Origin of the sequence: Bradyrhizobium sp. SEMIA, from assembly GCF_014844175.1 — a bacterium.
Lineage (GTDB): Bacteria > Pseudomonadota > Alphaproteobacteria > Rhizobiales > Xanthobacteraceae > Bradyrhizobium > Bradyrhizobium arachidis.
The window spans coordinates 7058523-7084683 of sequence record NZ_CP046601.1; the positions used below are offsets into that span (position 1 = coordinate 7058523).

General features: G+C 61.5%; 25 protein-coding genes, 1 tRNA gene and 2 pseudogenes. 13 read left to right on the forward strand and 15 right to left on the reverse strand.

Translation table 11 applies throughout. From position 1 onward, the window contains the following. Positions 1 to 141 precede the first annotated feature (141 nt). The 4 genes from FOM02_RS34245 to FOM02_RS34260 form a co-directional block, all read right to left on the reverse strand. Positions 142 to 393 (reverse strand): exodeoxyribonuclease VII small subunit, encoded by a 252-nt coding sequence (locus FOM02_RS34245; RefSeq protein WP_027558317.1) that lies wholly within the window; start codon positions 391 to 393, stop codon positions 142 to 144. A gap of 74 nt (positions 394 to 467) precedes the next feature. Next, entirely contained in the window at positions 468 to 1397 is a 930-nt protein-coding gene (locus FOM02_RS34250; RefSeq protein WP_027558318.1) for a histone deacetylase family protein, read from the reverse strand. A gap of 127 nt (positions 1398 to 1524) precedes the next feature. Next, positions 1525 to 3180: a bifunctional metallophosphatase/5'-nucleotidase gene (locus FOM02_RS34255; RefSeq protein WP_027558319.1), complete on the reverse strand. Its 1656-nt coding sequence runs from the start codon at positions 3178 to 3180 to the stop codon at positions 1525 to 1527. Between the two features lie 177 nt (positions 3181 to 3357). Further along, entirely contained in the window at positions 3358 to 4116 is a 759-nt protein-coding gene (locus FOM02_RS34260) for an enoyl-CoA hydratase-related protein (RefSeq protein WP_027558320.1), read from the reverse strand. 256 nt (positions 4117 to 4372) lie between these two features. On the opposite strand from FOM02_RS34260, the gene FOM02_RS34265 reads away from it, so the two are divergent. Continuing rightward, positions 4373 to 5611 carry an MFS transporter gene (locus FOM02_RS34265; RefSeq protein WP_027558321.1) on the forward strand — a complete coding sequence of 413 codons (1239 nt, stop codon included), beginning with the start codon at positions 4373 to 4375 and terminating at the stop codon, positions 5609 to 5611. Between the two features lie 222 nt (positions 5612 to 5833). Here the strand turns inward: FOM02_RS34265 and FOM02_RS34270 are convergent, their stop codons facing one another. Continuing rightward, the gene (locus FOM02_RS34270) at positions 5834 to 7609 is read right to left on the reverse strand and encodes an acyl-CoA dehydrogenase (RefSeq protein ID WP_027558322.1); all 1776 of its coding nucleotides are present in this window, start codon (positions 7607 to 7609) and stop codon (positions 5834 to 5836) included. 257 nt (positions 7610 to 7866) lie between these two features. On the opposite strand from FOM02_RS34270, the gene FOM02_RS34275 reads away from it, so the two are divergent. Continuing rightward, positions 7867 to 7941 (forward strand) — tRNA-Gln (locus FOM02_RS34275). A 748-nt stretch (positions 7942 to 8689) separates the two neighbouring features. Here FOM02_RS34275 and FOM02_RS34280 read toward each other — a convergent pair. Together FOM02_RS34280 and FOM02_RS34285 are read right to left on the reverse strand one after the other, a co-directional pair. Further along, a complete protein-coding gene (locus tag FOM02_RS34280) occupies positions 8690 to 8950 on the reverse strand; it encodes a hypothetical protein (RefSeq protein ID WP_027558323.1) in 261 nt (86 codons plus the stop codon). A gap of 174 nt (positions 8951 to 9124) precedes the next feature. Then, complete coding sequence (locus tag FOM02_RS34285; RefSeq protein WP_231164297.1) at positions 9125 to 9847, reverse strand: SGNH/GDSL hydrolase family protein; 723 nt, start codon at positions 9845 to 9847, stop codon at positions 9125 to 9127. Positions 9848 to 10032: 185 nt separating this feature from the next. Here FOM02_RS34285 and FOM02_RS34290 point away from each other — a divergent pair, with 185 nt between their 5' ends. From FOM02_RS34290 to FOM02_RS34315, 6 genes are all read left to right on the forward strand, one after another. After that, on the forward strand, positions 10033 to 11265 hold the full coding sequence (locus tag FOM02_RS34290) for a hypothetical protein (RefSeq protein ID WP_028146364.1): 1233 nt from the start codon (positions 10033 to 10035) through the stop codon (positions 11263 to 11265). Between the two features lie 5 nt (positions 11266 to 11270). Next, complete coding sequence (locus tag FOM02_RS34295; RefSeq protein WP_027558326.1) at positions 11271 to 11855, forward strand: protein-S-isoprenylcysteine O-methyltransferase; 585 nt, start codon at positions 11271 to 11273, stop codon at positions 11853 to 11855. Positions 11856 to 12063: 208 nt separating this feature from the next. Beyond that, positions 12064 to 12261, forward strand: coding sequence for a hypothetical protein (locus tag FOM02_RS34300; RefSeq protein ID WP_084334208.1), 198 nt, complete (start codon positions 12064 to 12066; stop codon positions 12259 to 12261). 88 nt (positions 12262 to 12349) lie between these two features. After that, positions 12350 to 13039 carry a hypothetical protein gene (locus tag FOM02_RS34305; RefSeq protein ID WP_051378027.1) on the forward strand — a complete coding sequence of 230 codons (690 nt, stop codon included), beginning with the start codon at positions 12350 to 12352 and terminating at the stop codon, positions 13037 to 13039. Between the two features lie 415 nt (positions 13040 to 13454). Continuing rightward, positions 13455 to 14126, forward strand: a complete 672-nt coding sequence (locus FOM02_RS34310) for a Rap1a/Tai family immunity protein (protein ID WP_141262951.1) — start codon at positions 13455 to 13457, stop codon at positions 14124 to 14126. A 211-nt stretch (positions 14127 to 14337) separates the two neighbouring features. After that, entirely contained in the window at positions 14338 to 15954 is a 1617-nt protein-coding gene (locus FOM02_RS34315; protein ID WP_028146363.1) for a B12-binding domain-containing radical SAM protein, read from the forward strand. Here the strand turns inward: FOM02_RS34315 and FOM02_RS34320 are convergent. From FOM02_RS34320 to FOM02_RS34330, 3 genes and pseudogenes are all read right to left on the reverse strand, one after another. Continuing rightward, a pseudogene (locus tag FOM02_RS34320) lies at positions 15934 to 16182 on the reverse strand (lipid A biosynthesis lauroyl acyltransferase); the annotation flags it as partial. The gene FOM02_RS34315 and the pseudogene FOM02_RS34320 overlap by 21 nt on opposite strands. Positions 16183 to 17442: 1260 nt before the next feature. Next, entirely contained in the window at positions 17443 to 18450 is a 1008-nt protein-coding gene (locus FOM02_RS34325) for an alpha/beta fold hydrolase (protein WP_084334210.1), read from the reverse strand. Between the two features lie 128 nt (positions 18451 to 18578). Beyond that, positions 18579 to 18932, reverse strand: coding sequence for a hypothetical protein (locus FOM02_RS34330; RefSeq protein WP_265442298.1), 354 nt, complete (start codon positions 18930 to 18932; stop codon positions 18579 to 18581). Here FOM02_RS34330 and FOM02_RS34335 point away from each other — a divergent pair. The 4 genes from FOM02_RS34335 (at position 18918) to FOM02_RS34350 (ending at position 21930) form a co-directional block, all read left to right on the forward strand. Then, complete coding sequence (locus FOM02_RS34335) at positions 18918 to 19616, forward strand: alpha/beta fold hydrolase (RefSeq protein WP_027558331.1); 699 nt, start codon at positions 18918 to 18920, stop codon at positions 19614 to 19616. The genes FOM02_RS34330 and FOM02_RS34335 overlap by 15 nt on opposite strands. Positions 19617 to 19741: 125 nt before the next feature. Then, positions 19742 to 20620: a polysaccharide deacetylase family protein gene (locus tag FOM02_RS34340; RefSeq protein WP_035730057.1), complete on the forward strand. Its 879-nt coding sequence runs from the start codon at positions 19742 to 19744 to the stop codon at positions 20618 to 20620. Between the two features lie 162 nt (positions 20621 to 20782). Continuing rightward, positions 20783 to 21508, forward strand: a complete 726-nt coding sequence (locus tag FOM02_RS34345; protein WP_027558332.1) for an alpha/beta fold hydrolase — start codon at positions 20783 to 20785, stop codon at positions 21506 to 21508. Between the two features lie 56 nt (positions 21509 to 21564). After that, complete coding sequence (locus FOM02_RS34350) at positions 21565 to 21930, forward strand: hypothetical protein (RefSeq protein WP_141262954.1); 366 nt, start codon at positions 21565 to 21567, stop codon at positions 21928 to 21930. A gap of 115 nt (positions 21931 to 22045) precedes the next feature. On the opposite strand, the gene FOM02_RS34355 is transcribed toward FOM02_RS34350, so the two are convergent. After that, complete coding sequence (locus FOM02_RS34355; RefSeq protein ID WP_027558333.1) at positions 22046 to 22552, reverse strand: YkgB family protein; 507 nt, start codon at positions 22550 to 22552, stop codon at positions 22046 to 22048. Positions 22553 to 22599: 47 nt separating this feature from the next. Next, positions 22600 to 23136: a carboxymuconolactone decarboxylase family protein gene (locus FOM02_RS34360; RefSeq protein WP_027558334.1), complete on the reverse strand. Its 537-nt coding sequence runs from the start codon at positions 23134 to 23136 to the stop codon at positions 22600 to 22602. A 122-nt stretch (positions 23137 to 23258) separates the two neighbouring features. Between FOM02_RS34360 and FOM02_RS34365 the strand changes: the two genes are divergently transcribed. Next, entirely contained in the window at positions 23259 to 24239 is a 981-nt protein-coding gene (locus FOM02_RS34365) for an AraC family transcriptional regulator (protein WP_051378512.1), read from the forward strand. A 39-nt stretch (positions 24240 to 24278) separates the two neighbouring features. Here the strand turns inward: FOM02_RS34365 and FOM02_RS34370 are convergent, their stop codons facing one another. From FOM02_RS34370 to FOM02_RS34380, 3 genes and pseudogenes are all read right to left on the reverse strand, one after another. Then, positions 24279 to 24596 (reverse strand): hypothetical protein, encoded by a 318-nt coding sequence (locus FOM02_RS34370; protein ID WP_036055654.1) that lies wholly within the window; start codon positions 24594 to 24596, stop codon positions 24279 to 24281. A gap of 295 nt (positions 24597 to 24891) precedes the next feature. Then, positions 24892 to 25176, reverse strand: a pseudogene (locus FOM02_RS34375) (MOSC domain-containing protein); the annotation flags it as partial. A 57-nt stretch (positions 25177 to 25233) separates the two neighbouring features. Then, complete coding sequence (locus tag FOM02_RS34380) at positions 25234 to 26106, reverse strand: DUF427 domain-containing protein (protein WP_027558335.1); 873 nt, start codon at positions 26104 to 26106, stop codon at positions 25234 to 25236. Positions 26107 to 26161: the final 55 nt, after the last annotated feature.

Sequence of the window (26161 nt, forward strand, 5' to 3'; positions counted from 1 at the left end):
GGCCGGCCAAGGCATTGGCCTTCGCCGGTTCCGCAGCCGGAACGTCCGCGGAACCACCCCCACGGAAAATACGGACGGAACTTCCGCATGAAGCCTTCCATGCAGGCGGCGCCGGTCAGAATGGAATTGGGCGTGTCGGCCTTACTGCACGTCGAGCGGCGCGGTGCCGGTGGCCTGACCGCTGGCATCGGTGGTGATCTTGTCGACGCGGGCCTCGGCCTGGCGCAGCAGGTCCTCGCAGCGGCGCTTCAGGGCTTCGCCACGTTCGTAGATCGTCACGGATTCCTCGAGCGGCACCTTGCCGTCCTCGAGCCGCTTCACGATCGTTTCGAGTTCCTCGATCGCGCGCTCGAAGGTGAGCCTGGAGACGTCGACTTGGGTATTTTCGGCCATATCCGTTTCCGATCGACCTATTCGCTTTCCCTGGAGTGGAGGCGGGTTTTGCGGGCTTAATGTGGCGGGCGTCGTCAGGCGCCCATCAGGGCGCCGACATGCGCCGTAACAGATTCTTTCAATCCTTGCAGGTCATAGCCGCCTTCGAGCACGGAGACAACGCGCCCGCCGGCGGACTTGTCGGCAAGGTCCATCAGCTTACGCGTGACCCAGGTGTAGTCCTCGGCGCGCAGATTCAGCGACGCCAGCGGATCGCGGTAATGCGCATCGAAGCCGGCGGAGATGATCAGCAGCTCGGGGCTGAATTTTTCCAGCCGCGGCAGGATCAGGCTCTCGAACGCGGAACGGAATTCGGGCCCGCCGTCCTCGGACGCGAGCGGTGCATTGACGATGGTGTCGTGATCGCCGCGCTCGCCCTTGGCGCCGGTGCCCGGAAACAGCGGCATCTGGTGCGTCGAGCAGTACATCACGGTCGGGTCCGACCAGAAGATGTCCTGCGTGCCGTTGCCGTGATGCACGTCGAAATCGACGATGGCGGCGCGCTTGATGCCGTATTTGCGCTGCGCATGGCGCGCGGCGATCGCGACATTGTCGAAGAAGCAGAAGCCCATCGGCTTGCCGATCTCGGCGTGGTGGCCGGGCGGGCGCACCGCGACGAAGGCGTTGCGGTGCTCGCCATTCATGACAGCTTCAGTCGCCGCCACCGCGCCGCCGACGCCGCGCATCACCGCTTCCCACGTGCCGGGGGACATCGAGGTGTCGCCGTCGATATAGACCTGGCCGCTGGTCGGCGCGATGTGGCGCAGCTCGGTGACGTAATGCTCGTTGTGGCAGAGCGTGACGAGATCGAGATCGCCCTCCGGCGCCTGGTCGCGCACCAGGAACTGGAAGCGCTCATGCGACAGCGCTTCCTCCACCGCCCGCAGGCGGTCGGGCCGTTCAGGATGTCCCGGCGGCGTGACGTGGTCGAGGCAGGCCTTGTGGGAGAGGAGAAGCGTGCTCATCAGGTCGGCCTCACAGAATACGGGCTCTCGACGTCGTTGACGCATCCGGCGCCAAAACGCAATGCAAATCCCAATCTAGGTGTTCCCTGCGGAATGGCAAACTGTGGGCCAGTCCGCTTGATCCGGATCAATTCACCCGCAGGATGCGGGTCGGTGGCAGCGGACCGATCGGCCCGTGCGCCCGGAAGAAGGCGAACAGCGCGTCCGCGTCATAGCCGCCATATTGCGGCGAGGTGCCCTGCTTGGCGACGGTAAAGCCATCGCCGCCGACGGCGAGGTAATCGTTGAGGGTGACGCGGTAGCCGCTGCCGGCTTCGATCGGCCTGCCGTTGAGCGTCATCGTCTCGAGGCTGACGCGCTCGCCGAACGGTCTTGACGCATCCCAGGTGTAGCTGAATCCGTTCGACACTTGCAGGATCCGCGGCCGCTTCGGATCGAGCCATTGCTGCTCCAGCATGTCCTTGAGCTGGCTCCCCGTCAGCGTCATCGTGACGAGACGGTTGCGGAACGGCTGGCTGGAGAACACGTCGCCGAAGGTGATCGCGCCGTTCTCCTTTGGCACGATATCGGTGCGGATGCCGCCGGGATTGGTGAGCGCGATGACAGCGCTGCCGTCCTTGGCGTCTTTCGTTGCGGCAAGCTGCGCGTCGGCGATGACGTCGCCGAGCGCGCTCTCGCCGGCCTCGTTCGGTACGCGCGATAGCGTCTGCGTCACCGAGCCGGCCGGGCGATTGGCGATGGGAGCTGCGAGCTTGTCATAGGCCTCGATCAGCGCGGTCTGCTCGGGGTCTTTCGCCAGTGAGGCATTGGCGACGATGACGTTGTCGGCTCTCGCGCCGACGATGTCGCGCGTTGCGGGATCTAGCTTGAGGTCGATCGCGGTGACCAGCGTGCCGTATTTATCGCCGCTGGTGACGAGCCGGCCGTCGATGTCGCAGACATAGGCGCGGTGGGTGTGGCCGCTGACGACGACGTCGACGGCGCGGTCGAATTTCTTGACGATGTCGACGATCGGGCCCGTGATCGCAGGGCATTCATTGTAGTCGCCCGAGGGCTCGCCTCCCTGATGGATCAGCACCACGATCGCCTCGACACCGCGCGCCTTCAGTTGCGGCACCAGCGCGTTCACCGTCTCGGCCTCGTCGCGGAATTCGAGCCCGGCAATGCCTGACGGCGAGACGATGCCTGCGGTCTCCTTCAAGGTGAGGCCGATGAAGGCGACGGGGATGCCGTCGAACTCGCGGATCTCGTAAGGCGGCAGCACGCTCTTGCCGGTCGCGGTCTCCACGGTGGACGCCGCGAGATAATGGAATTTGGCGCCGGTGAACGGATGCGGCCCCTGGCAGCCGTCGAGCGAATGGCAGCCGCCGTTCTGCATCCGCAAGAGCTCCGTCTTGCCCTCGTCGAACTCGTGATTGCCGACCGATGTGATCGCCAGCCCCATCATCGAGAGCGCTTCCACCGAAGGCTCGTCGTGAAACATCGCCGACAGGAACGGGCTCGCCCCGATCAGATCGCCGGCGGCGACGAAGATCGTGTTCTTGTGTCCCTCGCGCAGCTGCTTGACCAGCGTCGCCATGTACTCGGCCCCGCCAGCGGCGACCATCACCTTCTTGCTCTTGTCCTCGGGATCGCCAATGCGGATGCCGCCCGGCGGCGGCCGCAGATTGCCGTGAAAATCGTTGATCGCGAGAACGCGCAGCTCGACCGGCGCGGCGGTTTGCGCAGAGGCGGGCAGGGCGGAGATGAGCGCGAGTGCGGCAAGGATGGATCGGTATCGCATGGAACCAGACTAGTCGTTCAGCGCGAATATTTCACGAAAGTTCTCGCTGTCATTCCGGGGCGCGACGAAGTCGCGAGCTACGGTGCGCAATTGCGCACCTGAGAATCCATTGATCCACCGACGCTGTCGCCCGATGGATTCCGGGCTCGCGCTACGCGCGCCCCGGAATGACGGGCCTCACCGCTTCTTCCTGTTCGCGAACGCGTTGAACGCGGCGACGGCTTCGTCCGACTTCAGCCGCTCGCCGAACAGATGGGCTTCCTGGTCGATGCGGCGGGTGAGCTCTTCCGGCGCGGCGCGCAGCAATCGGCGCGAGGTCGCGACCGCCTCGGCCGGCAGCTTGCAGATCTCGCGCGCCACCTTGCGGGCCTCGACCTCGGTATGTCCCGGCGAGACCACGGTGTTGACGAAGCCTGCGGCTTCGGCCTGCTCGGCGGTGAAGGTCCGGCCCATGACCAGCATGGCAAAGGCGCGCTGATAGCCCATCGTGTGCGGCATCAACAGGCTGGCCGCGCCGACCGGCACGAGGCCTAGATTGATGTAGGGCGCCGAGAAGGTCGCGGCAGTGGAGGCCAGCACGTAATCGCAATGGAACAGCATCACCGTGCCCATGCCGATCGAGGCGCCGTCGACCGCCGCGATGATCGGCTTGACGTTCAGCGCGAGCGAATAGAGAAATTTTGCGCCGTTCGACAGCGTCTCCGGTCGCGCGGCGTCGGCCTTCAGGAAGTCGTCGATGTCGTCGCCGGCGGTGAACACGCCGGAGCCGCCGGTGATGATCATGCAGCGGATGTCGGGATTGTTCTGCGCCGTATCGATCGCGTGGCTCATCTCCCGGTACATGTCCTGCGTGATCGCGTTCTTCTTGCCGGGGCGACGCAGGGTGATCACGCGGGTTCCGCGCTCTTCGGTGACGACGATATTGCCATTCGCCATAACAACCCCCTGCACCCGCCGCGACGCTGCTGGCGAGTCTCGCAACGCTCAGCCTACATGATCTTGCAGGCGTGCCAATGCGGCAGCTCGACCTTTTCGGGAACGACCCTGTGAGGTCTCTGCGCATGGCGCTCATCTCATCGTGTCGCATGAGCCGTTGCGCATTGCAACAATTGGCTACAATGTTTCATTTGAAAAACCGTTGGTTGTGGGGCAGGGTTGCGCATGCCGTTCATCTTGGCCGAGCGCTCGACCGATGATTGCCGCAACGAAGGCTGACGAATCCTCGCTGCGTTATCGCGGCTGGCGCGTGGTGCTGGCCTGCTTCCTGATGGCTTTCTTCATGTTCGGCTTCGGCCTCTACGGCCAGGGCGTCTATCTTGCCGAGCTGCAGCGCGCCCATGGCTGGCCCGGCACGCTGGTCTCCGCCGCCAGCACCTTCTCGTTCCTGCTGACCTCCGTCCTCGTCATCTTCACCGACGATCTGCTCGCCCGCATCGGGTTGCGTGCGCTGATCCTTTGCGGCCTGTCGGCGCTCGGCGCTTCGACCGCGCTGCTGGCGCTGATGCAGACGCCGTGGCAGCTCTATCTCGCCTATGCGCTGATGGCGGTCGGCTGGACCGGGATGGGCACCGTGGTGATCGCGACGGTGCTGAACGCCTGGTTCGAGCGCCGCCGCGGGCTCGCGCTCAGCCTCGCGTTCAACGGCGCAACTTGCGGCGGCATCATCCTCGTGCCGCTGCTGCTGTCGCTGACGGGCAGCATCGGCTTCCGTCCGGCGATGCTGACAGCAACGATCGTGATGGTGGGGCTGGTGCTGCCGGTGGTCGTGAGCTTCATCGGCTGGCCCTCAGGGATGTCGCCGAGCTCCGGCGCAAACGCGGACGCCGGTGGTGTGGCCGTGCCGGCGCATTCGCGCAGGACGCTGCTCGCCAACGCGGCGTTCTGGACCATGGTGCTGCCGATCGCGATCGCGCTTCTCGCACAGATGGGATTCATCATCCACCAGGTGACGTTCCTCGAGCCGCTGATCGGCCGTCACGCCGCAGGCCTTGCGGTCACCGTCATGGCGGCGATGGCGGTGGTCGGCCGCCTGTCGCTCGGCCTGTTCGTCGACCGGCTCGATCCCAGGCTTGCCTGCGCGGCGTCGATGACGAGCCAGGCCGCCGCGCTGTTCGTGCTCCTGCAGACCACCAGCCCGACGGTGCTGCTGGTGTGCTGCGCCGTCTACGGCTTCTCGATCGGCAACATGATCACGTTCCCGCCGCTGATCATCCAGCGCGAGATCGGCTCTACCGCCTTCGCCGCCGCGATGGGATTGGGCACTTCGATCAGCGGCATCGTCAGCGCCTTCGGCCCCGGCATCGTCGGCCTCGTGCGCAGTTTTACCGGCGATTACACCACGGCGTTCGCGATGTGCGTCATGCTGGACCTGGTGGCCGCGGGTGTCGTGCTGTGGCGGCCGGGAAGACGCGTGAAGGTCGTGGCTTCGTAGCCCGGATGGAGCGAAGCGCAATCCGGGGCCGCTGCATGCTCGTGGCACACGCGTGCCGCACATTCGATGTCATCGCCCGACTTGATCGGGGCGATCCAGTATTCCGAGACCCAAGTCGTTTTTCGAGAGGCCGCGGCGTACTGGATTCCCCGCCTTCGCGGGGAATGACAGCGGGGAGGAGGAGATGCTTCCCGCTACATCGCTGTCAGAGCGGAACTTCGCCTACAACAACACCGCATCCGCCGCTGCGACCGAGTCCGCGCTCTCCGTCACGGTGCGCTCGAGCGCGCCGGCCTGCACCGCGATGTTCTCGGCGAAGAAGCGCGCGAGCGAGACGTAGCGCGGCGCATCGCCAAGGCCGTCGGCCTTCGCGGCAAGCGCTTCGGAGGCGAGCATGCAGCCGCCGAGCGTGGAGCCGAACTGCTGGAGATACGGCGTTGCGCCGGCGAGCGCCTCGTTCGGGGCGGAGGTCACGCGCTCCAGCAGCCATTTGCTGGTGCGCGTCAAGGCCTCCAGCGCCTCGCGCAATTTTACGCCCGTGGTGCCGAAAGCGGGATCGTTGGAGGCCTCCACCTGCTTGACGGTCGCCGCAAGCTCGTCGAGCAGCGCCCACACCGCTGCGCCGCCATTGGCCGCGAGTTTTCGCGTGACGAGATCGATCGCCTGGATGCCGTTGGTGCCCTCATAGATCGCGGTGATGCGTGCATCGCGATAGTGCTGCGCCGCGCCAGTCTCCTCGATGAAGCCCATGCCGCCATGCACCTGCACGCCGAGATAGGCGACCTCGTTGCCGATGTCGGTGGAATAGCCCTTTGCCATCGGCGTCAGCAGCGCCGCGCGCGCGGCAGCTTCGGCACGGACCTTGGGATCCCTGGCGCGAATGGAGACGTCGAGCGCGACGGCGGTCGCATAGCAGATGGTGCGCGCGGCCGCGGTCTGCGCCCGCATCCGCATCAGCATGCGCTTGACGTCGGGATGCACGAAGATCGGGTCCGAGCCGTCGCCTTTCTTGCCGACGGCGCGGCCCTGCTTGCGCTCCTGGGCATAGGCGAGGGCCTGCTGATAGGCGCGGTCGGCAACGCCGACGCCCTCGAGGCCGACGCCGAGGCGAGCCTGGTTCATCATCGTGAACATGCAGCGCATGCCCTGGTTCTCTTCGCCGATCAGAAAGCCGATCGCGCCGCTATGGTCGCCCATCGTCATGGTGCAGGTCGGCGAAGCATGCATGCCGAGCTTGTGCTCGACGCCGCTGGCGAAGATGTCGTTGCGTGCGCCGAGCGAGCCGTCTTCGTTGACCATGAACTTCGGCACCAGGAACAGCGAGATCCCCTTGGTGCCGGCGGGCGCGTCGGGCAGGCGCGCCAGCACGAAATGCACGATGTTGTCGGTCATGTCGTGCTCGCCATAGGTGATGAAGATCTTCGTCCCCTTGATGCGATAGGTGCCGTCGGCCTGCTTCTCCGCGCGGGTGCGCAGCGCGCCGACGTCGGAGCCGGCCTGCGGCTCGGTGAGCTGCATCGTGCCGGTCCATTCGCCGGTGACGAGCTTCTCAAGATAGATTGTCTTCAGCTCGTCGCTGCCATGCGCTTCCAGCGCCTCGATCGCGGAGGCCGTCAGCAGCGGGCAGAGGCCGAAGGCGACGTTGGAGGCGCTCCAGATCTCGGTGCAGGCGGCGTTGATCGCGAGCGGCAGGCCCTGGCCGCCGAAACCTTCCGGACCCGAGACAGCGTTCCAGCCGCCATCGGTCCAGCGCTTGTAGGCGTCCGGCCAGCCCGGCGCGGTCGTGACCTTGCCGTCACTAAGCTTGATGCCGTGCTCGTCGCCGACCTTGTTCAGCGGCGCCAGCACGTCGGTCGCGAACTTGCCGGCTTCCTCCAGCACGGCCGCGGCGATGTCGGCGTCGAAATCGCCGTAATGGCCGGCTTCCACGGCGGCCTTCAGGCCGGCGCCATGGTTGAGCGACAGCAGCATGTCAGAGATCGGCGCGCGGTAGGTCATGGCTCACTCCCGTGGACATCATTTGGCGCCGTATTCCCATGAAACGGCTGGGGTCTCAATGGGCGGGAGGCGGGGGGCGGAGCAGGCCGCCGCCAGATCCCTGATCATGCCCCATAATAGAGTGTGGCGCGGCCGCCCCCGGACCCCCGGTATTTTGCCCCTCCAGGCGGTTGAAATGCCGCGCCGCTCCCTATAGACCGGCTGCGACCGAAGGGAATCTGCGGTAGCCCGTGCTTCCGCCCGTCCCGGTCGCCAGTTGGGGCGTAGCCAAGCGGTAAGGCAGCGGATTTTGATTCCGCCATTCGGAGGTTCGATCCCTCCCGCCCCAGCCACCCTAACTACATGAATTCGAAAAGACTTTGTCCTCGTGTGCTTTTTGAGGGCATTTGGAAATTCGTTTGTCCCGTCATTTGGAAATTCTGTGCCGCTTTCGTTTCTTCCTTCGCCGAGGCACGAGATGCGGTATTAATTGCGAGCGCCTTGCCAACGCGATTTTTTGCCTCTTGTGCGCATTTTGTGTGTGGCCTTGCGCGCTGCGCCGACTGTCAACTCCATCCGTGCGGCTTGCGCTTTAGCTACCGCCTCAAAGCTAGGTTGGCGCCCCCGAATGACATCACATCAGCATCGCGCGGCATATGTAAGTCCACGACACTCGGACGGACTGCCCTAGAGGCCAAGTCAGAGTTGAAGCCCACAAACGACTTCGAGCCAATAGCAACAGCTCTAACGTCCTAGTACTCGCCGGACGCAAAGCATTCTGATTTCGTTAGTTTGGTGTAGTTGCTCAGCACTCGGGGGATCAATGGAGCCTAGAGTCTCGGTACTAAACTTCGTTTCCAATTCTGAAGCCATGCAGATGCAAATCTGCAAGCAAGCGTCCGTCGAAAAGCCGCCTTGCTGCCCGCAACCGTTTCGGCACGCGGAGAGAAACTGCGGTCGCCATTCTGCAGCCGTGGCGACCGTGATAAAATTGATGGTAGCTATCGTCAGAGCAAGGAGAAACGCGGACATTACTTCGCTTCCCTTTTTTAGCTTTCTGGTGGGCCGCTCTAATTCGACTCCATCTTTTTCAATATCTAGCTATTTGCGTAGTTGTCCCCTGAAGCGGAACCACAAATGACCGATCAGTGATAGGACTATGGCGGCCACAATTATCGGGAGCCAAATCGACGTGGTTATGATGAACAAGGAAACGATGGCCACACGTCCAAAGACCGATTCGCTGACCGGATTCTTAAGGCGAGCGAAATAGGCGTAGATAATAAAGATGGTGGCCGGCACCATCCACGCGGCAATAAGCACCAGTAACAGGTCAACAAGTTGGCTGGCATAATGGTGCATGAGCGCACCTCCTGACAGCGTCGGCGCGAGTTGCTATCACCGCTGCGCGAGATGCGGTGATTGTCGAAGATAGTTGGTCTTTGTTCGCGTTAATGGGCATCTGCACGCTCGGCATCGCTGTCACGGCCGGTGCCCAAACTCATGTGAACCCACAGCCTTCGAAGCTAGGGCCTCTCAACGCGCACTCGTTGAGATGGCTCGGGCAAGGGCTCGTCCAATGCAATCATAACCATCGGCGGTGTTGTGCAATCCGTCCCACGTTACGAGCGCGCTCTGCGCAACTCCGGCGTTGATCGAGTTTCGCATCAGCGCAAAACGAGAGAACAGCCCGACCCGTTCCTGCTTCGCGACATCGGCGATGATGCCCTCCATCGTTGAGTAGCTAGCGGAAGCGAGCACCTGTGGCGCATATTGCAGATCCATCAACACGACATCGGCAGACCCCGCCTTAAGTGCCCTTACCCCTTCAAGAACGCTTCTTTTGAGCCCTTGATCCGGCCGGCCACCCCAGGCGACGTCATTAGTGCCTAATTGCCAGATAACGAGATCAGGAGTGTGCGCGAAAACGTCACGCTCGAACCGCGCGATGTTGTTCGGAATCGTATCGCCGACTCGACCGCTGTTGATGACCTCGATCGTTGCGTTGGATCTAAGCCTCGAGAGTTCTCGGCGCATCACCTGCGGATATGTGGCCGCAGACCGAAGTACCCAGAGCCCCACCGTCGACGATGATCCGATCGCGACAATCTTTAGCGGCTCACCAGATCTCAAACGCGCCGCCGTGCGGGGCAATTGTGCGCCCAGCGAAACATCCAAATTTGCAGCAAGGCATCTCTCGCCAGATGATGCCTCGTCCTGCGCTTGAGAGGGCGCTGTGCGGGACAAACCGATAATCACGGCAGCACCGATCGACGCTATTGTTCGAGCGGTTCGGCTTACGCATGGCAGAACAAATCGACCCATGTTCCCCAATAACTGGTCGATTCTCTCTTGACAACCCTTGGCTTCAAACGTCTGGTTTTGATTGCAGGTCGATTGACGCGTGGGGAGCGAGCAGCACGCATGAGTCCGGGAATAAGACAATGTCCGGCAAGCCTGTAGCGAAACGGTTGGTATTCCATATCGGCGGTTATGATCCAATCACGTCGCATGCCAGCGCGCAACGACGCTTTGTGCGCGAAATATCCAGGTTCCAACGTACCTGGTCGGTGAACGCGGCCGTTGACGGTTCGCATGATACCGCCGACCAGATACGATGGAATGTGACGACAACTGGCCCCGATTGGCTCGTCGAAACCGATTACCGTGTGGTCCGATGGCACGACGTAATTGAGACCTTCGGGCGCCGAAGCATTGGCTCACGCATTTCCGTCGGGATTCTTGCGTTTCTGGATTTCGTTTTGGCCGGCACTCTTTGGCGGTACTTGCTGACCAACTGGCGCTACGCACTGTTCTTTCTCTATCCATTTGTCACGTTCGGATTGCTCATCGCGGCCGCCTTCTTGATTGGCGTGGTTGCATTCAAGGTCACCGGATCCATTCCTATCGCTGCCGGTGGCGGCCTCTGCGGAATCGTAGCCGTTTTGGCGGGCCCGTGGCACTGGCTACACCTGGGCGCCTTGTTCGACGATTGGATTTTCTCTTGCGAGTACATTCGATTCGGTAATTCGGAAATAGAGCAAAGGCTGGACAGGTTGGCCGCCGAGCTCGTGGTTGCGGCGAGCAACTCCGCCGCAGACGAAATTTTGGTCGTAGGGCACAGCCTTGGCGCCGTACTAGCGGTTGATCTACTTGATCGCGCCTTGAAGCTGGACCCTGCGCTCGGTCGGAAAAAGAGTCCCGTCACATTCTTGAGCGTTGGATCATCCATACTCAAGATCGGGCTGCACCCGAAGGCAGTACGCTTTCGCAGGACGGTGGAGCGCGTCGCCAATTCCCGCGCGATCTTCTGGGGCGACTATCAGGCCCTCACCGACGTGTTGAATTTTTACAAATGCCGGCCAATGGCCGAAATGGGCTTGTCGACAGAAAACGAGGCGACCGTCAGGGTCGTGAAGATTAGTCGAATGCTTAACGACGACGTGTATCAACGCATCCGCTTCAATTTCTTCCGCGTGCACTGCCAGTTCGTCAGTGGTAATGACAGGCGAACATCGTACGACTACTTCATGCTCACATGCGGACCTATTTCAGCCAAATCCCAGACGCTCGCCCCGGATGGCGCTGTGTCGATGATCGCTGACGACGGAGGCCTTGTTGCGGGCGCGCCGGCGTCGGAAAGCGAACTGCTGGGGAGTCCGGGCGCGGCAGCCTGATTTAAATGACGCCCACCATTTCAAAAGTCATCTTCGTTGCGTTGGCGATCGGCTGGTACCTCATCCGCTATAAGTACGCGCGGCGTTCCCGCCGTGCGAGGGTTGTGTGGAGCGCTCGCGGCCCCCTGGAAACTGCGCTCCTGCTCATATCTCTTTCGGGACTTGGACTTGTGCCGCTTGTCTACGTAGCGACAGGAATGCCTCGTTTCGCAGATCACAGCTTTTATCCCTGGTTGGCTTGGCTGGGGTCTTTCGTTGCGATCGCGGCTTTAGGCGTGTTTCACCTGACACATCGTGCACTCGGCCGGAATTGGTCGATAAGTCTCGACGTGCGGGAGAACCACGAACTTGTGACGGAAGGGATTTACCGGAGAGTTCGACACCCGATGTATTCGGCATTTTGGCTGTGGGCTATCGCCCAGGCATTGCTGCTGCCGAATTGGATCGCCGGTTTTGCAGGCATTGCCGGCTTCGGGATCTTGTTCTTTGGCCGCGTCGCAAGGGAAGAGCGAATGATGTTGCAGACGTTTGGCGACAGCTATCGCGAGTATATGGCGCGGACCGGTCGGGTCTTCCCGTGGATACTCTGAGGTAGGTTCCGGCGGGTCTGTTGTGCCCACGAGAGTGAATTGGAACCGGACACACCTCAATTTGCGTGCCATTTCCGCAACATACGGTAGAAAAAGCTGTCGGAACCGCGCGTTCCCCGGTCTATTCGTTAGTGCTGTGGCGAGTGTCAGGTTATTTCTATGCGTGTCAGGTGAATTCCACTCGCTTCCGAACAAATGGTGAGAACCGATGCTGAAATTCGTTGTACTTGGAATCGCTTCGTTGGCCTTCGTGGGAACCGCAGCTGCTGCGGACCTGCCACGGCCTCAGCCGGTTGCCGCCGCGGCGCCGGTTGGCAAAGCTCCGATCGGCAAGTATCCCGTGGGTAAGAGCCCCGTGGGCAAATACCCGGTCGCTGCCCCGGCTCCGTTGGTGACCAAGGGTTGATCTGACTATCCATTCGGACGCCAGCGGCGTTCATTTGGGGTAGTAGACTACCTATGGCATCGGATCTTGGATCCAAGGGGATTCGAAGATGGCAGGAGTGATTCGGAAACATCCGGGTCTAGCGCTTCTTGCAAAGGCCGCCATGCTCGCGGCCTTTGTGGGCTTGGGGGCCGGGATCAGTAGCGCGCAACCACTCGTGGCGCGTACCGACCAGCAGCAACGGGACGCTCTCCCCAGTTCGGCGACGAAGCATGCAGCGACCATGGCTGCTGCTACGCCGGCGATATCCGATGTAAAGCCAGCTCGAAGAGCTGCTGCCACGGGTCCCTATTACGTTGATTTTCGTGCCCGCACGGCGGCAACGTACGGTCATGCCTTCGTCTGGTACGGAAAGACAGGCGAAAAGCAGGTCGAGGTCGCTGGTCTGGCTCCGGCCGGCGACGAGGTGCCCTATATCCTGGGACACATCGTGTTTGTCCCTTCTGAGACGGGTGCGACCTACGGTGATCTTGACGAGCAATATCTAACGGCCAGCTATCGCGTCTATTTGTCTGAGGCGGACGCCAAGAAGGTCTTTGCTTATATCAAGCGCCAGCAGGAGACTTCGCCGCTCTGGAATGCAGCGACGGCAAACTGCACCGCCTTTATCGGCCGCATAGCGACGTTCATGGGCCTCAACGCTCCGTTTCATCTGCTAAAGCCTGAGGAATACGTCAACAAACTCAGAGAGCTGAACGGGGGGCGAAAGACGGTGCAGCTTGAACCCGGTCGAGGCTAGAATCCTCGGATTGAGTTCATCCAGTTTTCCGCGCGCCAGGATGGGTGTGAGGTCTTCAAGACATTCAAGCGAGCTTGTTCTTTGAGGATGCGGTTCGGTACGACCGACATTCTTGGGCTGCCTCGCTTGGTTGATGAATAGGCCGAGGAGATCATGGGAACGCCCGTCGCGCTGCGCTGCGAGGCAGGTCCACCTCCGCTTTGACATTGCTAAGCTCTCGTTGGAAACCGTTCCGAGGTCGAAGTCTTCCTTGGCGTAGTCGAGGAGGGTTCGCAGAACTTGTCGTCGCAGACGAAGACTACTGCTTAGGCGATGGTTCTGCGTCGAGGCAGAGCATCAACATCAATCGACCAGTGCGCGTCGCGAACATCGCGCTGAATCGAGATCTCTACCATCAGCACGCTTGTCGCCGCCTATGTCGATCCGCGATCATGATCGCGGTGTAGCCGGCCTTTGCGGCGGTCACGGCGCGGAAAGCTGCGCGTTATCAAGTCGACAAGCGCTCTTTCAGCTTTGTGGAAATGGAAGAGCTGAGTTCACGTCGCTCGTATTCGAGCGCGATGGATCAGGCGCTTTTTTTGAGCTAAGCCGTCTGAGCCGCCGGAACGGCGCGGGCGGCCACTCTATTGCGGCATACTCAATGCCTGCAAGCTATCGCGCCGGTATTCGGGGGACGTGGATGCGGGTCCATATGATTGTTGCCGGCCTTATCCTAGCGATCATCGGGAAGGCCAATGCCACGGTTGTCGATAAGGGAACCGACGCGCAAAAGTCTTGCGAGCTGCTTGTCAAGAATTCGCCTCGCAATCAGGACGAAGCTCGGTCCGCAGGCGTATGTGAGGGGATGATCGAAACCGCGATGCTCTTTTCACCAAATCTGCCCGCTGACGTCCGTGCATGCCCCCCCGCGCAAGGCAGCCCTTTGCAAAGTGCGAAGGTTTTTCTGCAGTATCTTGATAGCAATCCGGATCGAGTGAATGAACCGGGGATCACCGTCGCTATTGAAGCATTCAGGGATGCTTGGCCCTGCCGTGGGGACGATGCCGGAACTGGACCGAAAAAGCGTGCCCCAAAAAAATCCAAATAGAACGCGTATCTGCGGATACTGATGCCGGCCTTACGGTCCGCGATGTTCGCGTCCGGCCTGATTGATTCGCAATGCACTACCGCCGAGGTGCGCGAACTGAACCGTAGTGCCCACCTCCACAACTAGTACTCAAACGCCTTATCGACGAGCGAAGCCTTGAGCCCCGATAAACAGCGGGGCATTGTGCCATCAACGCCCGGGCTGGAACAGCATGACAATCGCATGCCGCGTCCTGATGATCTATCCGAAGTTCGTTCCGAATTCGTTTTGGAACTATGCGGAGGCCTGCGAACTCGTCGGCGCGAAGTATCCCACGGCGCCACTCGGCCTGATCACCGTCGCCGCTATGTTGCCGAAGCATTGGGACATCCGACTCGTCAACCGCAATACTGAAGCGTTGACAGATGCGGACCTCGATTGGGCCGATCTTGTGATGATCGGCGGTATGCTCAACCAGCAGCCGGACGCCATCTACCTGATCGATCTCGCCCACCTGCGCGGCAAGCCAGTATGTGTCGGTGGGCCGGACGTCTCCTCCAGCCCGCATCTTTACGCGGACGCGGATTTTCAGGTGATCGGCGAGGCCGAGCATGTCATCGAGCAGTTCATCGCCGCCTGGGAACGCGGCGAACGCAAGGGCGTGTTCATCGCCGAGAAATTCAAGATAGATGTCACGCTGAGTCCGATGCCTCGCTACGATCTTCTCAACTTCGATCACTATCTATACATCGGCTTGCAGTATTCGCGTGGCTGCCCGTTCACCTGCGAGTTCTGCGATATTATCGAGCTGTATGGTCGCGTGCCGCGTACCAAGACCAACGATCAGATTCTCGCAGAGTTGCAGGCGCTCTACGATCACGGTTATCGCGGGCATGTCGATTTCGTCGACGATAATTTCATCGGCAACAAGAAGAACCTCCGCACCTTGATGCCGCGGCTCAAAGCCTGGCTGGAAGACCACGACTATCCATTCGAGTTCTCAACCGAAGCCTCGATCAACATCGCGGACGACAGCGAGCTGTTGCAGGCAATGAAGGATGCGAACTTCTTCGCGATCTTCGTCGGCATCGAGAGCCCGGATCCCGAGACGCTGGTGCAGATGAAGAAGAAGCAGAACACCAGGCGCAACATCGCCGAGTGCATTCACAAGATTTACGGCTACGGCATGTTCGTCACCGCTGGTTTCATCGTCGGGTTCGACAATGAAAAGGCCTCGATAGGACAGGCGATGGCCGACCTCATCGAGGAGGCGAGCATTCCAGTCTCCATCGTTGGGCTTCTTTATGCGCTGCCCGGCACGCAGCTCACACGGCGGTTGGCCATGGAAGGCCGCTTGCACCAGGGCCATGACCTTATGAACGTCGAGCAGGCGGGCGATCAGTGCACGCTCGGGTGCAATTTCGATACCAAGCGTCCACTTCGTGACATCCTTTCCGATTACAAAGCAGTGCTCGGGCACGTCTACAGTCCGGCGGCATATGCGGGACGGCTGTCCCGTCTCGCAGCCATGCTCGACCGATCCGACCGGCGCCGCGATCTGCCGGATGGCGATGTGCGCAAGAGGCTTGGCGGCATCGACAGCCTACACAAGATCATGCGGGCTCTGCCGAAAGTTCGCGAGCCGTTCTGGAAGACCTTTGTCGAAGTCGCCAAGACCAATCCGGGCGCGCTGCGTTACATCGTGATGCTGATGGCGTTGTACATGCACCTCGGGCCGTTTTCGGAACGCGTGATCGGCGAGATTGACCGCCGCATTGCCGAGTTGGAGGATGTACCTCCACTAAGGGCTACCGCAGTCAGTCAAGTGCTACCTCCAGCGACGGTGTAGCCACAGCCACTGATCGGGATATTCGCGGATCCAGCCCTCGATGACCGATGCGACCGCCTGCATCGTTCCCTGAATGTCGATTTGTCCTCCGGCATCGCGGACCGGCTTCACTTCTTCAGACAGTTGGCCACGAAAGCGCTGTCCGGGCAGACCGACAATGCGCACGCCATGAATCGGGCACTCAATCTGCCGCAGCAGCCGGGCGAGCATCGGATTGGCCCTGGTCCTGCATGGGAGCTGAGGAACGATATGCTTGGGTCGTTTCAATGCGATTGCTGTCTCGCGCGGTGATGGCCTCCATCAGCAACCCCGCGAGCTGCGCGGGTTGCCGCTCGCCTTACTCCGAAGTGGCCGTGCGGCCCGATGGAATGCTCCAGGGAGGACCGAGCCCGAGATCCCCGGAAAGCGAGGCCCTCAACTCACTGCGTTCGGGACGCGGGGAGGGCCCTCAGTCAGATCGCGACCCGAACCGGACGGCGGTGCCGGTGGCTGCGCCAGGATTTGAACCTGCTTGGGCTCTAGACTGGGAGGCTCGTGCCGCTCACATCGACCGTTCAAGCCGTAGCTCAGCGGGCGTGTTTTCATTTGGAAACGGCATCTAAGCTATTGGATTTGTTACAGGTCCTTTCGACCGTTTTTTCCAAACGTGATTTGGAATCGTTGAATAATCAATCGGATTTTGATTCCGCCATTCGGAGGTTCGATCCCTCCCGCCCCAGCCAGCACTTAAGGTTGCTGAGTTCGTTGTGTAAGCAACTCTATTCCCGCCAAATTCTTTGGACGCGATTGGAAATGGAGCTTCTTATGCTCGGTCCAGAATCGAACTAAACGGCGTCGTGCATTACATCGACCATATTGGCTTATCTCGTGGCTTCATCCCGGCCATATATCGCGGAAGCCACCAGGGCAGGTCTGTTATTACGCCCTCATCGTAGAATAGCGTGTTACGGCGAACAAATCGGACACCCAGTTGAAATGATGCACTTGTGCGCAATTGGCGCCGTCCTGCAATTCGCCCAACGGACAGCCTCGGGAGTTCGAGTCCCTTCCCCGCTACCAATCCTCCAATTTTTCTGCGTCAAACTACGATCTTCCGCGATTTTAGACACCTGATGCTAGCGGTCGGCGCTGCTGCCGCGAATTGAGCTGGCTCCGTGGCGCAAGTTCTCTTGTCCTGCCAGCGAGCGCGCATCAGTAGAGGGTGGGACAGCGGAATCTGGGGCACATTTGCGAAAGACGGAGATCTTGATTGGCGATAGTCAAGCGTACTTATTCTTGTCAGCATCGAGATAAGCAGCGGCCGCGGCCAGGACTGACGCTACGCCGACGACGCATGCGGTCCATCCAAAGGGATCGAACAATCGTCCTAGAATGGTCGGGTCGACCAGCGCTCCGAAGAAATTGCAGGCCAGATAAATGCGTTCGCGATCCCTCGGTGCTCGGCGGCGACCTGGACGAGAAACGGGCCGTCAATAGGGATTGCGTGCGCTAAGCCGACAGGAACCTGGTCAGGAGCTCCGCCGTGTCGGTGGGGTTTTCCTCGGGGAAGAAGTGACCTCCCTTGACCGCCTGGCCATGCACGTCGTCGGCCCACTTCCTCCAGATTCCCAAGGCGCCCCCATCCGGCCCGTAGAATGTATCGAGGGGGCCGCCGGAAGCCCACAAATGCAGCATCGGGCACTTGATGCGCCGTCCTTCCTTCTGATCCGCCTTGTCATGCTCGATATCCAGCGTTGCTGCTGCGCGATACTCTTCGCAGATGGCATGCACCCGGGCCGGATCACGATACGTTTCGGTGTATTCCGCCCTGACTTCGGAGCCGAACGAGCCTTGGCCGAATGGATTTTCGAAGACCGCGTCAGGCGCGCCGCTCAGGTATTTCTCGGGAAGCGGGGCCTTCTGCGAGAGCAGACTCCAAGGCCAGTAGGTCATGGCGAACTTTGCATCGGCGTGGCCCCATGCTTCCGAGATCGGCAAGACGTCAAATACCGCGAGGCGTTGCACCTTCTCCGGATGATCGAGCGCGAGGCGATAGGAAACGCGACCGCCGCGATCGTGTCCGACTAGGTCGAATTTGGAAAAGCCGAGCTTGTCCATCACGGCGACGAGCTCCTTCGCCATCTCGCGCTTCGTATAGGGGTAATGATCCTCCGCGGAAGCGGGAATACCGCTGCGACCATAGCCACGAAGATCGACGCAGATCACCGTGTGCTTGCTAGCGAGATGCGGCGCCACGTGACGCCACATCAGGCTGGTTCGAGGAAATCCATGGACCATGAGCAGCGGGGATCCGCTCCCGTAGCGCCTGACGAAGATGGTGTTGTCGTCGGTCTTGATCTCCGCTGTCTCGAAGTGATCGGAAGCGGTCGAGGTGGTCTTGTCGAGGAATTGACCGGCAGCGCGCTGCGGCAGAAGCGCCAGTGACAGCGCGGCGCTGGATGCGGCGGTCATCGCCTGGACGAAGGTCCGGCGCTCGATCTTTGTCTCTTCGATCATCTCTGATGTCCTTCAAGGCTGGCGCAGCGTACTTGCCAAATGCCCCTTCGATGACGGCGCGGCGACACATGCTAGCAGCTCCGAGGAATCGCGTTTTCGCAGGATTAGCGCCTCTGACGCGTTCATGCTCAAAACGCCGTCCGGCCGGCGCGATGAGGCCGCGGCAGGGGAGCGGCCGGGAATTGACCGTCGGAATGATCCGCCACCTGTAACCAGAGCGGCTGGATCGCCGAATAGCGAAAGGTCCGGGTCGACGGGAGCGCGATTGCGCTGTCCGGTAGAGCAAGGGAAGAGATATGTCTGAGGAAATCAACCATGATCGCCGGTACGTCCTCGGTGTAGCGGCAATGACAGTCGCTGCAGCGGAGCTCGGCATAATTGCGCCGGCGGATGCCAATCCTCATGCGAGCAGGAAAGTCGTTCGGGCCGGCACCGGAAGATCGGAAACCGCGGCCGCGAACGTCACCATCGTTCTTGTCCACGGCGCCTGGGCCGACGGTTCGAGCTGGGGCCGCGTCATCACATCGCTGCAGTCCGGAGGGCTGAAGACGTTGGCGGCACCGATTCCGCTCTCGTCGCTATCGGATGATGTTACGGCGCTCGAGCGGGCATTGGAGCGGACCAATGGCCCGCTCGTGCTCGTCGCGCATGCCTATGCCGGCGCCGTGATAGGTGCATGCACCAACGAGAGGGTTCGATCGCTGGTATTCATTTCGGCTCTCTCCCCCGACGAAGGTGAAACAGTCGCCGACGTATTCTATCGCGACAAGCCGTCGCCGGAAGCGCCGAAACTCACCCCCGACAGTCACGGTCTCCTCTGGATGCCGGACGACCGGTTCAGCGCTGCCTGGTGTCAGCATGCCCGGCCCGAACAGGCCGCACTCTTCGCGGCGATCCAGCGTCCCATTGCCGTCGCGGCCATCCAGGAAAAGGCTCCGAAACCGGCATGGAAAGCGAAGCCGTCATGGTACCTCGTCGCCGAGGAGGATCGCATGATCAATCCGGCGACCCAGCTGTTCCTGGCGCGTCGGATGGGTGCGCAGGTTCGCTCGGAGAAGGTCGATCATGCATCGCCGATCACGGCCCCGGGGCCGGTCATCGGAATGATACACGAGGCCATCGCCGGTTCCGTCGCACGTCAGAACGCCACGCAGCAACACGGCTGAACCGGCAAGGCAAGCAGCCCCGGCGCCTCACCGACGCACGGCGGATAGCAACGTCCAGCCCAGCTGGTTGCGGGCATCGTCGCGAGACTGATGGCCGAGCTAGTTTACCGAGGAATGACCGACTGATGCAGACCCAGACCAAACGTTACGACTTCACGCCGATTGTCGATCGTCCGCTTGTGTCCTTTCCGAAAAAGGAACGCATAGCGGTCGCGATCTACATCAATTTGGAGCATTTTCCGGAGGACCGGCCTGGCCCGGCGATCGTGCCGCACACCGCGCAATTCATGCCGGACTCACTCAACTACGGCTGGCGAGATTATGGGCAGCGCGTGGGCATTTGGCGGTTGATGGAGACGTTGGACAAGTATGGCTTGCCGGCAAGCGTGTGTCTCAACTCGGATGTTTGTCGCGAGTATCCCCGGGTCGTTGAGGAAGGCGCGAAACGCAAATGGGATTTCATGGGGCACGGACGAAATAACTCCGAAATCGCCAACGGCCTTTCGTTGGAGGAGGAAGCTGCGCTGATCGAGGACACGCTCACGGTCATCGCGGCGGCCACTGGCGAAAAGCCAAAGGGCTGGCTCAGCCCGTTCTTGACGGAGACGCACGCCACGCCGGATCTGCTCGCTGTGCGGGGTATCGAGTATCTGTGCGACTATACGTGTGATGATCTGCCCTTTCAGATGAAAGTGAAGAAGGGGTCTCTTCTGGGAATGCCGTACTCCGTCGAATGCAACGACCTTCCGTCGGTTCTGACGTTCGGTGCGTCCGCGGAAGACTTCGGCCGGATCATACGAGACCAGTTTGACGTCCTTTACGAGGAGGGGGAGCGGCTCCCGAGGGTTCTTCCCATTGCCTTGCATCCCTTTATCACGGGGCAGGCGTTTCGGACGAAGTACCTGGCGGCGGCCCTCGCCTACATCTCGAGCCACAAGGACGTGTGGGTGACGACCAGCGGCGAGATCAACAAGTGGTACCGGCAGCACCATCTGAGGAGTTAGCGGTATCTCGCATTGCGCCGTTCTTTTCCGACATTCCGATCCTGGACAATCCATGGCGGCCGGCCCTTGCGGCTCACGAGGCAGATGATGGCGTTGGGCAGCACGGCTTTGCACACGTCAGCAAACCTACCTCCTGCGTAACTCTCATGAGAAGGACTCACGATGAATCCCGAAACGCTCACGCCCACGATCGTGCTTGTGCACGGAGCCTTCGAAGACGCATCGATCTGGACTAAGGTGATCGAGCGGCTCCAGCGCGCCGGTTACCCAGTCGTCGCTTTTGCCAATCCGTTGCTGGGCGTGGCCGTCGACGCCGCCTACCTGCGCAGCGTGATGGACAGGATCCAGGGCCCCGTGATCCTGGCGGCCCATTCCTACGGCGGCGCCGTCATCACCGAGGCCGGCACGGACCCAAAGGTCAAAGGCCTCGTCTACGCAGCCGCAGTGATGCCCGCGGCAGGGGAGGCTGCGAGCAATCTGCTCGAGCGGTTTCCCGGCAGCACATTCCCCACGTCCGTCGAGGCGGTTGCCTACTCTCTCCCTGACGGAACCAGCGGCACGTATCTCCTTTATCAGGCCGACAAGTTCCACAGCAACGTCGCTGCCGATGTGCCAGCTGGCGAGGCTGCAATGATGCTCGCCACTCAACGTCCTATGAACCTGGCAGCCCTGACCGAGAGGCTGACATCCGCTGCATGGACAAGCAAGCCGAGTTGGCAAATCAGGACCCTGCAGGATCTCGCCATTCCTCTGGCCGAACAGAAGTTCGAAGCCGATCGTGCAAAATCGCACGTCGTTGAGGTGAATGCATCGCATGCCGTCACCGTCTCCAACCCGGACATCGTTGCCGACGTGATCGTACAGGCCGCCCGCGCGGCTGCGAACTAACTGCGATTGACAAAGCGTTGCGCGCGCATGGACCGCAATGGGAGAAGAGGTAGGGAATGACTAGAAAGCCAAAGTGCTGGCAGACCGCGATTGCAGCCTTCAGTGTGATGTTGATCCTGAGCCCGACCATTGCGTCTACGCGGCGGCACAACCAAGGTACCTCGGGCATGATGCAAGGTTCTTCGGATCATGTGGACGCCGTGCCGAGCTACGACGATCCGTCCAAGCAAGGCGGGCAACCTGCGTATTCGGATCCTGTCAAGCCGTTGCCGGAGGTGCACGTTCAGCCGCATGGGCAGTCGTTCGACCCCAATTCCGCAAGTGCTATGGCGGTTCATAGGCGGGTTACCGATCTGGACGAGATGCTGAAATTGCAGGATCAGGAGCTTGATCGAAAGCTGGTTATTTGCCGTCGCTGTTGATCGTTTGCCGCGCCCGGCATGGCGGCACAGCCGCGCTTGTCGACCGCGCGAACGCGCAATCGCCGGCGAACTCGAGAGCTCGCCGGCGACGCGTCGCCGCTCGGCAGAGTGCCACCTAATGCCGGATCAGGCGAACCAGATCCTGCCGCAGCAGGTAGAAGGAGACCGCGAGCAGGACGACATCCTTCATCAGGAAGGGGACGTTACCCGTCATCGCCGGGAAGCCTCCCGCGGCGGCGTCCCAACCCTCCGGCATGAAGGGAATGATCGTAACGGTCGCAATGAAGGTGCCGGTCGAGCCGAGTGCTCCGAGCACGCCGAGTCGGTGGCTCCAGAAGCCCGCGAGCAACAGTGCGCCGAAGGACCATTCCGAGACGCCGAGGAAATAGCTGGCGCCGGCGTGCCCGAACACGGGATAGAGCCACCAGATCAATGGCCCGTTGCCGATGAAGGGGACTAGCCGCTCGAACTCATATGGAAACCACTTCTGATAGCCGAAGAAAAAGAACATGATCACCATCGAGGCGCGGACGACGTGGTAGTCGAGGTCTTCCGCGAGCAGGCCGGAGCCGTTCAGCGCACGGACAATCGGGTTTTCGGCAGTTGCGGCAAGCGTAGTCATGGTCGTGATCCTTTCATGGTTGAGATCTGAAACCTCGCTCAGTGGCTTCACGCGACGGCGGGGAAGTCGATCTCGGTGTCGTTGATGCGGTTGAAGACGTTGGTGAACACGGTGGTCGCGAAGGCGAGGCTGATGTCGACGAGCTGTGCGTCGCTGTACCCGGCAGCCTTGATCGCGGCGTAATCCTTGTCGCTGACCGTGCCGCTGGTGCGCGCGAGCTTGTCGACGAAAGCGACCAGCGCATCACGCTGGGCATCGCCAGTCGGCCGGCCGTCGCGGATCTGCTTCAGCACCTCCGGTGTCAGGCCGACGAGCTTTCCAAGATGGCTGTGGGCGGCGACACAATAGTCACAGCGGGCGGCCTCGCTGATCACCAGCTTGATGATCTCCCTGTCGGACTTGGTCAGGCCTCCGGAGGCGAGCACGGTGTCTGCAGCGAGGATGGCTTTGAGCGCGGCCGGGCCATGGGCGGCGAGCGCCGCAAAGGTGTTCGGCACACTGCCGATGGCCTTCTTGATCTGGGCGTAGACCTGGCCGGACGAGCCGGCATCAGCTTCGAGGTTCCGGACGGGAAGACGGGACATGGTGGCACTCCTTGGTTCGGGTGGCGAACGATTGCGGGGTGACACTATGGTCCGGATATGAGATATTGAATGCTATAAAGACTCTTAAATATGCTCGTTCGTCTCAACTTGGAGGAGGGATGATGGATTGGCTGAGCCGCCTGTTCGAGATGATGCCGGTGCGCGGTCGTCTGGACCTGCGCTGCTCCTATGGCGCGCCCTGGCGGATCGAGCAGGGTCCGGGCGAGGCGAATGAGATTCCCTATCACGCGGTCGTCGGTGGCTCGGCCGTCCTGGAAGACCCGGCCGGCGGCAAGCCGCTGCGGCTGGAGACCGGGGACATTCTCCTGCTGCCGAGCAATCCACGACATGTCATGCACGACGGCGGCGGCGCTGCGCCGCTGAAGGCTCACAACCGCGCGTCACTCAACTTCACGATCAGCGAAAATCCCGGCTCGGACGCCCGGCTCGATTTGTTGTGCGGACATTTTTCGATCGCGCCGCCGCACGACCGCCTGTTGCGCAATTATCTGCCGCCGGTCCTGATCGTACGCGCTGGCGCGCAGGCAGGCGAACGGGACAGTGCCGCGCAGCTCGCGGGCCTCGTTGCCCTGATGCGCGGCGAGACGGCAGATGATCATCTCGGTGGCCACGCGATGCTGAACGCGCTGTCGACGGCGATGTTCGCGCTCGTGCTTCGCCTCGCCAGCGAGACCGGGGACGCGCCGCGCGGGCTGCTCGCGCTCGCGGGTCACCCGCGCCTCGCGCCGGTGGTCGCGGCCATGTTCAACGAGCCTGCGCGTGCATGGACGCTGCCCGAGCTTGCGCAGCTCGCCAACATGTCGCGTGCGACACTTGCCCGTCAGTTTCAGGAGAAGGTCGGACGTTCGCCGAGCGACCTGCTAACCGACATCCGCATGACGCTGGCAACGAATGAATTGAGAAAAGGGTCGATCTCGACCGGAGCGGTCGCGGAAGCGGTCGGCTATCAGTCGGAGGCGGCGTTCCAGCGGGCCTTCAAGAGCCACATGGGCATCACCCCCGCGCAATGGCGAAAGGCGGCGCAGGCTCCAGTGACGATTGACGGGCTGGAGCTCGCGAACGCAGAGGCGATATCGGGTTGAGAATGCCTGGGCCGGCGAACATTTGGTGGCCGGTCCACCTCAGCATCCACGGCAGATGATGAGCTTGCGATCCAGCATCCGATCGCGCTGCTGCTGCTCACGCTCCAAGGCCGACAGAGCATCCGATTGAGGCGCGTCGGCCCGGCTCGGTTGATGGTGGCCGACCGGAGCGAGCCAAGGCAGGTGCGACGTCGGCTCGGCCGAGGCGAGACGCTCCGCGACCCGCGACGGCAGGTCGGGGAGGCCGTCGAGAGAGGTGCTTCGGTCGGTGGCATGTGCGGGCGACAGCAGGCCGATCATGAGAAACCCCGCGACAGCGGAACGGATCGAGCGTGTCTGGTTCGAGCGATGGGACATGGTGGCCCTCCCTTGATGGAGGCTCGGGATGAGCAGCTCCGTTGCGGGCCACAATAGTCGCGGACGTGAAAGGCTGAATGCTGGGCAATCTCGGAGATATGCTCGTTCGTCTCAAAGGCGTCGATGGAGGAGACCGGTCTGCCGTGACCGGTGTTGATACGGTCTTGCGAGTGACGATGCGGACGCCGCGGCCTCTTGCGCAATGCGGTCGCGCCGCCGGGCATGACGATGTCTGGACGCCGCCATACGCTTCAAGCCTTGCGGTAGCCTCGTTCCTGCAGCACCCAGCTATTGCCCCGGCGCCGATCTCGCCTTCGTTCAGAACGCGGAAGTAAAACCCCGCCCGCCCGCTGGACGTCAGCAGCGCCGGCATCTTCGGCTCGTTGGTCCGGATGCCGACGCGATAGCAGGTCACGCGGGGTTGAGTGACCTCGGTCGGCCTGACCGTCTCCGTCCAGATTCAATCGGCCAACCCGACCGCGGCCGCGCACGGGATTTTCCAGATCCCGCTACGTATTGTTCGATTGTTCCACGTGAGGTCACGCGGAAGTCCGACATTCACCGATAGGAGACGCGCCATATGCCGCTCCGTTTCGACGGGCCGGAGCTTTTACCGGCGGGGCGCAGATTCCGCCGGCTAGCTACCGGCCTCGGGGGCCACCTCGGCGACGTCAAGATTGCGATCGGGGCCGTGTGGAACCACCGACTGGCCGGGCTCGAGACGCATCTGCGTGCCATCGAGATGGACGGTTACGATGTCCGGTTCGAAGGACACAAAACTGGAGATGCGGCGGACTTCGTCATAGGCGTCGGGGTAGGACCAAGCCGCCTGGCGTGCATCTCCAATGGAGTAATAGCTGCAGAGACCCTTGTACGGACAGAAGGTCTGAAGCTTCACCGGAGTGAGGGCAGACTCGTCGATATCGGCACGTGGAACGTACCAGCGGGGTGCAAAGCCGGATTCGTAAAGCACCAGCGGCCGCTTCGTATCGGCGATGACCCGACCCTGATGGTTGACCACGAGGTGACGAGAGGTCTGGCGGATGTCGATGCGGTGATAGGGATCGGCGGCGTGACCCACGATGCGTTCGTCCTCCTCGTAGAATGCATCCATGGCTCGCCAAGCGAACGCGATCAGACCGTGCAAATCGCTCGCATGGGCGGGCAGGTCGGTATGCTGCCAGGCTCCTCGCGCCGCGATATGTTGCTCGTCGGCTCGAATGCTGTACCAGGACGTCGGCCCGAGGTCGGCGTGTTGAGTGATGTGCTCGGTGCGTTCCAGCACATGTGGGGAAACATCGGCCTCCGGGAAATAGGCCACAGGATAACGGCCCGGTTCGAACAGCAGGAGGACCTTCTCGCTGTCGGCAATCCAGTGTCCCCCGAAGTGCACGCGCATGCGGCGGCGTAACGGTTCGACGTACAATAGTCGCTTGGGCAGCGACTCGGGGACGAGAAAGCGGCCGATTGCTCCCGTTGAAAGCGGGCCTTGTTGCCAGGACAGTCCCAACTGATCTCTCCCCTTAGCGCATCGTCAGCGGATGCCCGACCTGTTCCCGCCCATT